General features: G+C 64.0%; 15 protein-coding genes. 12 read left to right on the top strand and 3 right to left on the bottom strand.

What is annotated here, in order from left to right:
* Window positions 1-38 precede the first annotated feature (38 nt).
* Entirely contained in the window at window positions 39-542 is a 504-nt protein-coding gene (locus P3T22_RS03865; RefSeq protein ID WP_063496254.1) for an LEA type 2 family protein, read from the bottom strand.
* Between the two features lie 184 nt (window positions 543-726).
* Here P3T22_RS03865 and P3T22_RS03860 point away from each other — a divergent pair, with 184 nt between their 5' ends.
* The 5 genes from P3T22_RS03860 to P3T22_RS03840 all read left to right on the top strand — a co-directional run bounded on the left by P3T22_RS03860 (window position 727) and on the right by P3T22_RS03840 (window position 4656).
* Window positions 727-1029 (top strand): Dabb family protein, encoded by a 303-nt coding sequence (locus tag P3T22_RS03860; protein WP_063496253.1) that lies wholly within the window; start codon window positions 727-729, stop codon window positions 1027-1029.
* A gap of 8 nt (window positions 1030-1037) precedes the next feature.
* Complete coding sequence (locus P3T22_RS03855) at window positions 1038-1523, top strand: PaaI family thioesterase (RefSeq protein WP_063496252.1); 486 nt, start codon at window positions 1038-1040, stop codon at window positions 1521-1523.
* A 115-nt stretch (window positions 1524-1638) separates the two neighbouring features.
* The gene (locus tag P3T22_RS03850) at window positions 1639-2637 is read left to right on the top strand and encodes an NADP-dependent oxidoreductase (protein ID WP_429324264.1); all 999 of its coding nucleotides are present in this window, start codon (window positions 1639-1641) and stop codon (window positions 2635-2637) included.
* Window positions 2638-2753: 116 nt separating this feature from the next.
* Window positions 2754-3635, top strand: a complete 882-nt coding sequence (locus P3T22_RS03845; protein ID WP_429324263.1) for an SDR family oxidoreductase — start codon at window positions 2754-2756, stop codon at window positions 3633-3635.
* 61 nt (window positions 3636-3696) lie between these two features.
* Window positions 3697-4656 carry an alpha/beta hydrolase gene (locus P3T22_RS03840; protein WP_429324262.1) on the top strand — a complete coding sequence of 320 codons (960 nt, stop codon included), beginning with the start codon at window positions 3697-3699 and terminating at the stop codon, window positions 4654-4656.
* A gap of 20 nt (window positions 4657-4676) precedes the next feature.
* Here P3T22_RS03840 and P3T22_RS03835 read toward each other — a convergent pair whose 3' ends face one another.
* Both P3T22_RS03835 and P3T22_RS03830 read right to left on the bottom strand, forming a co-directional pair.
* The gene (locus P3T22_RS03835; protein WP_429324261.1) at window positions 4677-5522 is read right to left on the bottom strand and encodes an NRDE family protein; all 846 of its coding nucleotides are present in this window, start codon (window positions 5520-5522) and stop codon (window positions 4677-4679) included.
* Between the two features lie 86 nt (window positions 5523-5608).
* Window positions 5609-6706 carry a YgfZ/GcvT domain-containing protein gene (locus tag P3T22_RS03830; RefSeq protein ID WP_429324260.1) on the bottom strand — a complete coding sequence of 366 codons (1098 nt, stop codon included), beginning with the start codon at window positions 6704-6706 and terminating at the stop codon, window positions 5609-5611.
* Window positions 6707-6784: 78 nt separating this feature from the next.
* On the opposite strand from P3T22_RS03830, the gene mltG reads away from it, so the two are divergent.
* The 7 genes from mltG (at window position 6785) to P3T22_RS03795 (ending at window position 12412) form a co-directional block, all read left to right on the top strand.
* Window positions 6785-7795, top strand: a complete 1011-nt coding sequence (gene mltG / locus P3T22_RS03825) for an endolytic transglycosylase MltG (protein ID WP_063496246.1) — start codon at window positions 6785-6787, stop codon at window positions 7793-7795.
* A complete protein-coding gene (gene tmk / locus P3T22_RS03820) occupies window positions 7795-8415 on the top strand; it encodes a dTMP kinase (RefSeq protein WP_063496245.1) in 621 nt (206 codons plus the stop codon). The genes mltG and tmk overlap by 1 nt, the downstream gene beginning before the upstream one ends.
* A gap of 93 nt (window positions 8416-8508) precedes the next feature.
* Window positions 8509-9546, top strand: coding sequence for a DNA polymerase III subunit delta' (locus P3T22_RS03815; protein WP_429324259.1), 1038 nt, complete (start codon window positions 8509-8511; stop codon window positions 9544-9546).
* A 106-nt stretch (window positions 9547-9652) separates the two neighbouring features.
* Complete coding sequence (locus P3T22_RS03810) at window positions 9653-10171, top strand: GNAT family N-acetyltransferase (RefSeq protein ID WP_063496243.1); 519 nt, start codon at window positions 9653-9655, stop codon at window positions 10169-10171.
* 70 nt (window positions 10172-10241) lie between these two features.
* Window positions 10242-11033: a TatD family hydrolase gene (locus P3T22_RS03805; protein WP_063496242.1), complete on the top strand. Its 792-nt coding sequence runs from the start codon at window positions 10242-10244 to the stop codon at window positions 11031-11033.
* Between the two features lie 52 nt (window positions 11034-11085).
* Window positions 11086-11826: an ankyrin repeat domain-containing protein gene (locus P3T22_RS03800; RefSeq protein ID WP_429324258.1), complete on the top strand. Its 741-nt coding sequence runs from the start codon at window positions 11086-11088 to the stop codon at window positions 11824-11826.
* Between the two features lie 229 nt (window positions 11827-12055).
* A complete protein-coding gene (locus P3T22_RS03795) occupies window positions 12056-12412 on the top strand; it encodes a Rap1a/Tai family immunity protein (protein WP_063496240.1) in 357 nt (118 codons plus the stop codon).
* Window positions 12413-12541 lie beyond the last annotated feature (129 nt).

The following is a 12541-nucleotide window of genomic DNA, read 5'->3' as shown; positions in this document are numbered from 1 at the left end:
CGCGAATCGGCGGCATCGACTGGCGGCGCAGACCGGGGTCAGGGCAAAGCCATGCCGAGTGCCGGCAGGCTCAACGTGCCTTGATAGACGAAGCGGGTCGTGCCTGTCAGGCCGCCGGCGAGCTTGCCGCGCAAGATGTACGGAATCTGTCCCGCCTGCACGGCGCCCGCAAAGGCGAAAGCCTGGCGAACTGCGGCGAAGGCGGGCACCGTCAACGGCACATTGACGACCGTTTCGCCAAAGCGCGGCACGCTGCCGCTCTGATCGCTGACACCGCTGGCGAACGGCTTGCCGTTCAGTTCGAGATCGAGCGACACGCCGTCGAAGTTGACAGCGGATTCATTGGGATTCTGGATACGCAGTTTGACGTTGAAGCGCATCTCCAGGCCCTGAGCGTCGACCGGTTCGATGCCGGCCACGTTGACGCGCAAAGGGTCGCCGCCGAACAGACCTGCGCAGCCGTTGAGCGTCAGCGTGACGACGGCGAGGATCGCGGCCAGACGGGCGTGACGGCGGGACAGCAGTACGCGAAAGAAGGACATGACCGGCACCTCGAGGGAAGCGGCGTGGATCATGCATTGTAGCGGGCCGTTCTGCGGCGGTAGAGACGTTTCAGGTGGCGCATGCACGAACGCTATAGCGGTTATCATTTGCGATTGCGCGCGTGCGCCGTTTCAGCGGACGCAAAGCCCCAGTTCAATGAATTGACTCGAACAAGGTAATCCCGTGATCCGTCATATTGTGATGTGGAAGCTCAGAGAGCACGCAGAAGGTGCCTCGCGTGCTGAGAACGCCCTGAAGCTGAAGGACAAGCTCGAAGGCTGCCGCGACATCGTTCCCGGCATCCTCAAACTCGAAGTTGGCATCGCGGCAGCGGGCCTCGAATCGACCTATGACATCGTGCTGGTGTCGGACTTTACCGACAAAGCCGCGCTCGACGCCTACCAGGTCCATCCGACGCACACGGCACTGAAGGGCTTCGTGGGTGCGGTGCGCGAATCGCGTGAATGTGTCGACTACGAAATCTGAAATCAGCAATGACCGATTCACCCTCATTTAAAACGGGCAACGCGTCGTTGCCTGAAAGTCCCTTCGCCGACCGGCTTGGCGCGCAACTCGTGTCGGCGGGCGACGGCATCAGCGAAGTCGTGCTGCCGTTGCAGTCCGATCACATGAACGCGTGGGATGTCGCGCACGGCGGCGTGACCATGACGCTCGCCGACGTCGCACTCGCGATGGCCGCGCGCAGTCTGGCCGGCGACGGCGTCGGCGTGGTCACCATCGAGATGAAGGTCAACTTCATGCAACCGGGCCGCGGCGAACTGCGCGCCACCGGCCGCGTGCTGCACCGCTCGACCACCATGGCCTATTGCGAAGGCGAGATCCGCGACAGCGAAGGCCACTTCGTCGCCAAAGCGCTCGGCACCTTCAAATACATGCGGCGTCTCGCCGTGGGCCGCGACGTGACGCAACAGCGTCTGCGCAGCGATCCTTCGGCGAAACCCGGCCCAAGCGACGGCTAATCACCGGATGACCCGCGCGCGCGTTGAGTGCCTCGCGCGCCGGATCCTGTTGTTGCAAATACCGTTCGTTCAAACTATTCGCCGATCACATCGGTAACCCATGGAGACGATCGTCATGCCCCAGATCAACCGTCAACTCGTGCTGGCTTCGCGTCCGCAAGGCGCTGTTACGTCCGATAACTTCAAGCTCGTCGAAACGCCGCTTGCGCCGCTGGCCGATGGCGAAGTGCGCGTGCGCAATCACTTCCTGTCGCTGGATCCGTACATGCGCGGCCGCATGAACGACAGCAAGTCGTATGCGGCGCCGCAGCCGCTGAACGAGGTGATGATCGGCGGCACGGTGGGCGAAGTGGTGGAGTCGAAGAATCCGAAATTCGCGCTCGGCGACAAGGTCGTCGCGATGTTCGGCTGGCAGGAGTACGGCACCTCGAACGGTGCGGGCGTGCAGAAGGTCGACGCTACGCACGTGCCGCTGTCGGCGTATCTCGGCTCGGTCGGCATGCCCGGCGTGACGGCCTGGTATGGCCTGAACAAAATTATCGTACCGAAAGCAGGCGAGACGGTGGTGGTCAGCGCGGCGAGCGGCGCCGTGGGCAGCGTAGTCGGGCAACTGGCGAAGCTGGCCGGCGCACGCGCGGTCGGCATCGCGGGCGGCGCGGATAAGTGCCGCTACGTGGTCGAGACGCTCGGCTTCGACGCCTGCGTCGACTACAAGGCCGGCAATCTGTATCAGGACCTCAAAGCCGTGACGCCGGATGGCGTCGATGGCTACTTCGAGAACGTCGGCGGCGAAGTGCTCGACGCAACGCTCGCACGCATGAACGCGTTCGGCCGCATTGCGTTGTGTGGATTTATTGCCGGCTACGACGGCCAGCCGCTGCCGCTCAAGTATCCGTCGCTAATGCTCACGCAGCGGTTGCTGGTGCAGGGCTTCATCGTCAGCGAGCATATGGACGTGTGGCCCGAAGCGCTCACGCAACTCGGCACCCTGGTCGCGCAGAAGAAGCTGCAATATCGCGAGACCATCGCGCAAGGGCTCGATGCGACGCCCGAGGCGTTCATCGGTCTCCTGAAGGGCAAGAACTTCGGCAAGCAGCTCGTCAAGCTGATCTGAGCACGGCGGCTGTCGAACCGCGCATGTGGTAGATGTCGATGAAGCCCAGCCGATAAACGTATCGGCTGGCGGCTCTCGGCCGATCATCCCGAGCTGATCAACCCAGGAGAGAAACGATGTTCGAATTCGCCGGCAAGGTGGCGGTGATCACCGGTGCCGCAAGCGGTTTCGGCCGGGCGTTCGCGGAGAAGGGTGCCTCGCTCGGCATGAAGCTCGTGCTCGCCGACGTGAATCCCGAGGCGCTTCTTCAAACCGTCGGCGCATTGCGCGCCGGCGGCGCCGAGGCAATCGGCGTGCCGACGGACGTGTCTGACGCCGCCCAGGTCGAAGCGCTCGCGCAAGCGGCGCTCGGCGCCTTCGGCAAGGTGCATCTTCTGTTCAACAACGCGGGCGTGGGCTCGGGCGGCTTCCTCTGGGAAAGCTCGGCGAACGACTGGGCGTGGGTGTTCAACGTCAACGTGATGGGCGTCGCGCACGGCGTGCGCGCCTTCACGCCAATCATGCTGCGGCAGAACGAGCCTGCGCATATCGTCAACACGGCGTCGGTGGCGGGTTTGCTGTCGCCGCCCGCGATGGGCATCTACAACGCCTCGAAGCACGCCGTGGTGTCGCTGACCGAGACGCTCTATCACGACCTGCAACTCGCACAGGCGGCGGGGGGCGGCGAGGTCGGCTGTTCGCTGTTATGTCCGGCCTTCGTGCCGACCGGCATCGCCGACGCGGAACGCGCACGGCCCGCGGAACTGCGCAACGATAGCGGGCCGACCCGCTCGCAGATCGCCGCCGGCAAACAACTGCAACGCGCGGTGCAATCGGGCAAGCTGAGCGCGGCCGACGTCGCCGACATCACGTTCGAAGCGATTGCCGCGCGGCGCTTTTACATCGTCACGCACCCGGGCATCATGGCGTCGGTGAAACTGCGTCACGAGGATATCGAGCAGTTGCGCAACCCGACTGATCCGATGTCGCTGAAGCCCGAAGTGAAGAATGTGAGCTAGGGGCTGCTTACCCATTTTTTGACCCACTAATTGTCGGCGCCCACGCGCCACCAGAAGCCCAATGCCGCTGAATCCGAAGATCGAGCAGGTGCTCGACATGATCGCGCGCGCGAAACGCCCGCAACTTCACGAGTTGAGCCCGCAAGCGGCGCGAGCGTCCTACGAGAAAAGCGCGCCGATTCTGGAGATCGCGAGCGCGCCCATGTTCGCGGTCGAAGACCTGCAGGTGCCGACGCGCGACGGCGCGACAATTCGCGCGCGTCTTTATCAGCCTGTCGAGCCGAGCTGGGCCGAGCCTGCGCCGGCGGTAGTGTATTACCACGGCGGCGGCTTCACGGTCGGCAGTGTCGATACGCACGATGCGTTGTGCCGGATGTTCGCGCGCGATGGCAAGTGCACGGTGTTGTCGGTCGATTATCGGCTCGCGCCGGAGTACAAATTTCCCACCGCCGTTGACGACGCGTTCGATGCGCTGACCTGGCTGCACGCGCATGCCGCGGAATACGGCGTCGATGCAGAGCGGCTGGCGGTGGGTGGCGATAGCGCGGGCGGCACACTGGCAACGGTGTGCGCGGTGCTGGCACGCGACGCGGGTATCAAACTCGTGCTGCAACTGTTGATCTACCCGGGCGCCACGGGCCATCAGCAAACCGATTCGCACTCGCGCCTCGCCGATGGTTTCCTGCTGTCGGGCGACACGATTCAATGGTTCTTCGAGCAATACGTGCGGGACAAGAGCGACCGCGACGACTGGCGTTTCGCGCCGCTCGATGGTCCCCGCGGCGCGCCCGATTTCCGCGGCCTCGCGCCAGGATGGATCGCGACCGCCGAATACGATCCTTTAAGCGACGAGGGCGATGCGTATGCGGAGAAACTGCGTGCGGCGGGCAATCAGGTCACGCTGCAACGCTATCCAGGCATGATTCACGAGTTCTTCAAGATGGGCGGCTACGTGCCCGACGTTGCGCAGGCACATGAGGATGCCGCCGCGGCATTGCGGGCGGCGTTCGGCGTTGAGTAATCGCCGCTGCCCGCGGCTCGTCAGGCAATCTCGCGTTCAACGTTGAACGCAAAACTACGCTCGAAGTCGCCGGGTCGCACGATCCGGTGCGAGCCGTTGTCGTCGCTGCGCTCGGCGGCTGCTACGCTGATGACCTCGCCATGCGCGACCACGCGCACCGCGGTCGTGCCGCGCGTGCCGTACTCCGGCGTTTCGATAAACGCCGCCGACAACGACCGCTCGCGTTCGAGCGGAATGCCGGTGGACGGCAATTCGTCGTCGCGCGCGAGGCGCGGATCGCGCATCAGATCGATCAGGCGTTCGAGCGGCGGCATCGCCTCACGTGTGAGCATGGCGCCCAGTTCCGCGCGCTTTTTAACCAGCTTTGGCCAGGCGGTATCGAGCACCGCATTCGAGATACCGTGCGTACCGGGCGTAAGCAGCGTGGGCGCAATGTTCGACCGGTTGCAGTACCACCCGAGTTCACGGCGCGTCCAGTCGCCGATAATCAGATTGAAGCCGTTATAGATATCACCGGTTCGCGCGACATGTTGCAGATAGTCGAGCGGCGTTTCGTGCTGGCCATTGTCCGGGCCGCTTGCGGAGCCGCTGAGCCAATCGCTGACAAGCGTGCCGCGGGTCGGCGCATCGGCGCGCATTTCATGCGGTGCGCGGTAGTTGGTCAGCGCGGCGAAGCGGCCATCGCGCGACATGCCGAGCCACGTGCCGCCACCCAGCAGATCGCGGCCGGCCAGCACGGTCGGCGCGTCATGCCACCAGCTGATCGGCTCGGCGGTACGGCGAAAGAATTCGTCGCGATTCGCGGCGAGCGTGAAGAGCGGTCCGTCGACCGCATCGGGTCGCCAATCGAAGACGATCAGGCACATCGGGGGAGTCTCCCGGGAGGTAGTTAGAGTGCCGGCACCGACTGGGCAGCGAATGGATTGCGGATCTTTATGGAGCAGCGGAGTGTTTAAACCTCAGCCGGCAACCCATACGGCAACGCCAGGAACGTCAGCGCCGGACCGTCTGCTGCGCCCAGATGCACCGAGCCGCCTTCGAGCGCAGCCAGCTTGATCTCCACCAGCACATCGACGCCACCCTCCGGCGCCGACGCCGCGTTCACCACCATCCCGCATGGCTGGCCCGGATCGTCCGAGTGAAACAGTTCCGCGCCGGCCTTGACCGTTTCCAGTTCGCCCGCCACGTTCGCGAGCGAGGTGCGCCGCTTGATCGTGCCGCGATACTGGCTGCGCGCCACCACTTCCTGACCCGGATAGCAGCCTTTGCGGAAATTGACCGCGCCGAGTACGTCGAAATTGACCATTTGCGGCACGAACTGCTCGACCACCGGTTGCGTGATGCGGGGTTCGCCCGCGCGAATGTCGAGCCAATCCCATACCGCCGGCGACACGCGCTTGAGCTTTCCATCGAGCAGGGGCAACTGCGCCTCGATCGCGGCCTTCGGACCCACCCACAGATAGCGCAGCCGGCCGAGCGCGTCCGGAACGCGAATCAGCGAACCCGCCGTGCCGTCCACCTGCACATGCACGCCGTCGGGCAAAGCATCGAACACGCCGGAAAGCGCTTTGCGCACGTCGCCGGCGAGGCCCACCACCGCCAGTTCGCCGCTCGCATCCACGAGCCTGGCCTTGGCGCGCAGAACGAACATGGACAGCCGCTTTTGCACGGCGGCCTGCACGTCTTTCGACACCAGCAGGCGGATCCTGTCGCTCGTGCGCCACGTCAGAAACGACGCCAGCAATCGGCCCTTCGCCGAACAGTAGCCCGCAAGGCGCGCATTGGCGGCGTCGAGATGCTGGGTGTCGTTGGTCAACTGGCCATGCAGGAAGCTCGCCGCGTCGTCGCCGGTGACGTCGATCACGCCGAACTGGGTCAGCGGCATGTAGGCGCCGTGTTGAATGACGGCGTCGAATTCATCAGCGGCGGGGCGCGGCAAGACAGGGAGTCTGACGGGCGCGGAGGCCTGTGCCGCGGCAGCCGTGCCCGTGTGAGCAACTGCGGGCGCAACTGAAGGGGTGCCTGAAGCGGTAGCGAGCGGTGTGTTCATGGATTCCGAGAACAGTCAATTCTGACTTTAGCTAAGGCAAACAAGTATTATATGAGGTCCAACCCAGCCACGTTTCGCATGTCCCTTCTGAAGAAATGTTTCGTCGCCGGCTCAATCGTCGTTGTGCTGGCCGCAGCCGCCATCGCAGGCGGCTATCACTGGGCCACCAGCCCACTTGATTTAACCCCCGCGCAACTCGATGTCACCGTCAAACCGCACAGCAGCTTGCGCAGCGTCACGCTGCAGCTCAACCGTGGCGGCGTGCCGGTCCAGCCTGAACTGTTCGTCATCATGACGCGCTTGCTCGGGCTGCAAGGCAATCTCAAATCCGGCAACTACGAGTTCAAGACAGGCATCACGCCGTACGAAGTGCTGCAGAAAATCGCGCTCGGCGACGTCAATGAATACGTGGCGACCATCATCGAAGGGTGGACGTTCAAGCGCATGCGCGCCGAACTGGATGCCAATCCGGCGCTCAAGCACGACTCGATCGGCATGAGCGATACCGATCTGATGAACGCGATCGGCGCACCGGAAGCGTCGATCGGCAATGGCGAGGGGCTGTTTTTCCCGGACACCTATCTGTTCGACAAGGACACCAGCGATCTGGACATCTATCGCCGCGCCTACCGGCTGATGCGCGTGCGTCTCGATGAGGCGTGGATTGCCCGCGCGTCGAACCTGCCGTACAAGACCCCGTACGATGCATTGACGATGGCATCGATCATCGAAAAGGAAACTGGCAAGCCATCGGACCGGTCAATGGTGGCGGCCGTGTTCGCGAACCGTTTGCGGGTGGGCATGCCGCTGCAAACCGACCCGACCGTGATCTACGGCATGGGCGATGGCTACACCGGCCACATCAGGAAGAAAGACCTGCAGACCGACACTCCCTACAATACCTACACCCGGATGGGGCTTCCGCCAACCCCCATCTCGCTGCCCGGTGTCGCATCGCTGCAGGCGGCGATGAACCCGGCGCAATCCACCGCGCTGTACTTCGTGTCGCGCGGCGACGGCAGCAGTATCTTTTCTGACACCCTCGGCGATCACAACAAAGCCGTGGACAAATACATTCGAGGGCAATGATGGCGCGGGGCAAATTCATCACGTTTGAGGGCATCGACGGTGCCGGCAAGACCACCCACCTGGGCTGGTTTCGCGAACGCCTCGAAGAGAAGGTCGCGAGCACCGGCCGCTCGGTTGTCATGACGCGCGAGCCGGGCGGCACATCGCTCGGCGAACAGATTCGCGAGATCGTGCTGCATCAGAAGATGGACCTCGAAACCGAAGCGTTGCTCATGTTCGCGCTGCGCCGTCAGCATCTGGCCGAAGTGATCGAGCCGGCGCTGGCGCGCGGCGACTGGGTGCTGTCCGACCGTTTTACCGACGCGACCTTCGCCTACCAGGGCGGCGGCCGCGGCCTGCCGCGCGACAAGCTGGAAACACTCGAACGCTGGGTGCAGGGCGGTTTTCAGCCGGAGCTAACGGTGCTGTTCGACCTCGCGCCGGAAATCGCTAGCGAACGGCGCAGCGCCGCGCGCGATCCGGACCGGTTCGAAAGCGAGTCGGAGGCATTTTTCAACCGCACCCGCGCCGAATATCTGCGCCGCGCGGAAGAAGCCCCGTACCGGTTCGCTATCATTGACTCTTCGCAGAGCATCGCACGAATTCAGAAGCAACTCGAAGAACTGATCGCAGTTCTTTGATTCTTAAAGAATATAATCCTGAATTATAACGGCGGCAGAGTTCGCTTGGTGTCTCATCAAGTGTCGTCAACCGATTGATTTAAAAGAGAAACGATGATTTATCCGTGGCAAGCCGATGACTGGAATCGCCTGCAGCAGTTGCGTGGGCACTGGCCGCACGCCTTGCTGCTGCATGGCCAAGCGGGGATCGGCAAGCTGCGCTTCGCGCAGCACCTCGCGCAAGGGCTTTTGTGCGAGGCCCAGCAGGCCAACGGCGAGCCCTGCGGCGCGTGCGTGGCGTGCAACTGGTTCACGCAGGGCAATCATCCGGACTATCGGATCGTTGTGCCCGAAGCGCTGGCCGCCGAAGCCGGCCTCGGTAACGCCGCCGCGGACGAAAAAGCCGAGAAGGCCGAGGGCGACGAAGGCAAGAAGAGCCGCGCGCCCAGCAAGGAAATCAAGATCGAGCAGATTCGCGGCCTGCTCGATTTCGTCGGCGTCGGTTCGCACCGTGGCGGCGCGCGCGTGGTCGTGCTGTATCCCGCCGAGGGGCTCAACATCGCCGCAGCCAACGCACTCCTGAAAACGCTGGAGGAACCGCCGGCGGGCGTGGTGTTTTTGATGGTGTCGGCGCGCATCGACCGCCTGCTGCCCACCATTATCAGCCGCTGCCGCCAGTGGCCGATGACGATGCCCGCGCCAGAGGTCGCCACGAAATGGCTGGCCGCGCAAGGTGTCGCCGAAGCGCCCGCGCTGCTCGCCGAGGCCGGCGGTGCGCCGCTCACGGCCCTCGCACTGGCGAGCGACGAGAACCGCACGCTGCGTGACTGGACCCTCAAGCAACTCGCCGCCGGCGCCGAGTGCGACGCCTTTGCTTGCGGCGAGGCGCTGCAGAAGCTGCCGGTGCCGCTCGTGCTCGGCTGGCTGCAGCGCTGGATGTACGATTTGCTGGCACAGCGCACGGCCGGCGTGCCGCGCTATTTTCCGCAGGCGTCGACCGCATTGACGCGCTGTGCAGCGCAAGCCGACGCCAGCGCGTTCGCGCGCTTCATGCGCACCGTGACACGCCAGCGCGCCGTCGAGAACCATCCGCTGAACGCGCGGTTGGTGTTCGAAGAACTGTTTATCGGCTATCGCGAGCTGTTTGCGTAGTCTGCAGATGGCGGCCGGTCCGGCCCGGGGCTGGCGTGCCTTACCGCGCCGCGCCCACCGGTGAGTGCGTCCGCTGATTCATCTTCCATCTCACGTTCAAAGCACCATGAGCCTTTCCTACCGCGATGCCACGCTCGACGATCTGCCCGCGATCGTCGCCATCTACAACTCGACCGTGCCGTCGCGGCAAGTCACCGCAGATCTCGAACCGGTGAGCGTCGAAAGCCGTCTGGCGTGGTTTCACGCGCACGGCCCGCAAAAGCGCCCGCTGTGGGTGGTGGAAGATCCGCAGCAGCCCGGCCGGGTGATCGCGTGGCTGAGCTTCTCGGACTTCTACGGCCGCCCGGCCTATCTGCGCACCGCCGAAGTCAGCATCTATCTGGACGAAAGCGCGCGCGGCAAGGGGCTCGGCAAGCAACTGCTGGCGGCCTCGCTCGCGGCGGCGCCGGCGCTCGGCATCGACACGGTGCTGGGCTTTATCTTCGGCCACAATGACGCGAGCCTGCGCCTGTTCCGCGCGTTCGGTTTCGACACGTGGGGGTCGCTGCCGCGCGTCGCGGTGCTGGACGGCGTGGAGCGCGATCTGGTGATTGTCGGCAAGCGGCTCGACGCGGCCGCCGTCTGACTGGCAAGCGGATTCACCGCCTGTTCGGCGGCCAGATTCACACCCAGCTATTTATCAGCAGGACACCATCATGTTTGTCGATTCGCACTGCCATATCAACTTCGAAGGACTCGCCGACCGCCTGCCTCAGGTGCTCGAGAACATGCGCAGCCATTCGGTCACGCATGCGCTGTGCGTCTCGGTCGACCTGGAGACGCTGCCCTCTGTCCTCGCGATCGCCAGCCAGCACGAGAACGTGTTTGCATCGGTCGGGGTGCATCCGGATCACGAGGACATGCGCGAGCCGAGCCTCGCCGAACTCGTCGAACTGGCCGCGCATCCGAAGGTGGTCGCGATCGGCGAGACCGGCCTCGACTACTATCGCCTGGAAGGCCGCACGATCGCCGATATGGAATGGCAGCGGGAGCGCTTCCGCACCCATATCCGCGCGGCGCACGCCACGAAGAAGCCGCTGATCATTCACACGCGTTCATCGGCGGAAGACACGCTGCGCATCATGGCCGAGGAGCGCGCGAGCGAGCCGGGCGGCGTGATGCACTGCTTCACCGAACCGTGGGCGATTGCCGAACAGGCGCTGGCGCAGAATTTTTACATTTCGCTGTCGGGCATCGTCACGTTCAAGAGCGCGACCGACGTGCAGGACGTCGCGCGGCGCGTGCCGCTCGAGCGCTTGCTGATCGAAACCGACTCGCCGTATCTCGCGCCCGTGCCGTATCGCGGCAAGCCTAATGAACCTGCGTACGTAAGTTATGTCGGACGCTTCATCGCGCAGCAACGCGACATACCGGAGACGGCGCTGGGCGCCGCGACGACACAAAACTTCTTCCGGCTCTTCAAGATCCCCACGCCAGCTGGCATGTGATTGGCAAAGCCGATAAATATCAAAAGGATAGGGACGTTTCCTAAAGTAAGACATGACAAATTATTCGACTTCGGCCGCAGCGTTGCAAGAGACTTCGGCGGTGCAAACCGCCTTCGGTTCGGCACGCCGCGGCGCATCGCGCCTCGCGCTGGCCGCCACGCTCGCCTGCGCCGCATTGACTTCGCTGCTCGCCTCGCCGGTTCAGGCCGCGCCGATCGACTCGCTGATCAAGTCGGTTAAATTCGACGACGTCGACAGCGTCAACAAGCTGCTCGCCAAGGGCATGGACCCGAACAGCGTCGACAACCAGGGCTTCCCGCTGCTGGTGATCGCCGCGCGCGAGAAGTCGGACAAGGTGGGCGCCGCGCTGCTCGCCAATCCGAAGACCAACATTGAGATCCAGGATAGGGCCGGCGAGAACGCGATGATGATGGCCGCGCTGACCGGCGACCTCGATTTCGTCAACCTGCTGATCGCGAAGGACGCCGAAGTCAACAAGAAGGGCTGGGCACCGCTGCACTACGCGGCTGCGAACGGCAACGACGCTATCGTCAAGGTGCTGCTCGATCATTCGGCCTACGTCGACGCCGGCTCGCCGAACGGCACCACGCCGTTGATGATGGCCGCGCGTGGCGGTCACGTGTCGACGGTGAAGCTCCTGCTCGACAACGGCGCGGATCTCACGGTGAAGAACCAGATCGGCATGACCGCGCTCGATTTCGCGAAGACCTACAAGGAACCGGACGTGGTCGAAGGACTCACCGCGCGCCTGCAGCAGATGCAGCAGAAGTGAACTGCGCGAAGAACCGGCGCATCGGCGGCCGGCGCGCTCGCCGCACGAGCGCGGGCCGCCGGATTGCTGGAACGCCGGCTGCCAGTTCACACATTTGCCCGCACATAGCGGTTGTCGGCATGCCTGCCGCTTCGCAAAACAGTGCAGAATGACGGCTTGGCGCGCTACGAGGTGCGCCGGTTCGATGCGGCGCAAGACCGCCTGATAAACGACCCTGGAAAGGAACACCATGCTGCGGGCTTTGATTTTCGCCAGCGCGCTTGCCGTACCGCTATCGGCAGCCGCGTTTACAGGGGGCGACCTCAACAAGCTGTGCACGAAGACCGATATTGCATCGCGTAGTGCGTGTGCCGCGTATATCGAAGGCGCTGCCGACGGTATCTTCAACACGATCGACGCAATCGGCGGCACCACCGGCCCGCGCGTCGGCCAGTACTACTGCCTGCCGGCGGACGCGCGCTCGGCGCAACTGACCGACGCGGTACGCAAGTACATCGCCGAGAACCCGATCGTTGCGGGCTATAACGCCAGTACGGCGATCTCGCTGGGACTCGGCAAGGCATTTCCTTGCAGAAGCGGCAACTGATCACGCACTAAAGCAGTCGAACCGTCGATCTGATCCACGAACCTGGCGTGGTTTTGTCTGCGCGGCCTGCTTCACCGGCTAGATTCCTCTGAGGCGTTGTCGTGCCGGAGCAGGCGAAGTGTTTACAGC

The sequence above is a fragment of the Paraburkholderia sp. GAS348 genome, assembly GCF_050434205.1.
Lineage (GTDB): Bacteria > Pseudomonadota > Gammaproteobacteria > Burkholderiales > Burkholderiaceae > Paraburkholderia.
Note: the sequence above shows the minus strand (reverse complement) of the source record. Positions and strands in the feature narration are given on the sequence as shown.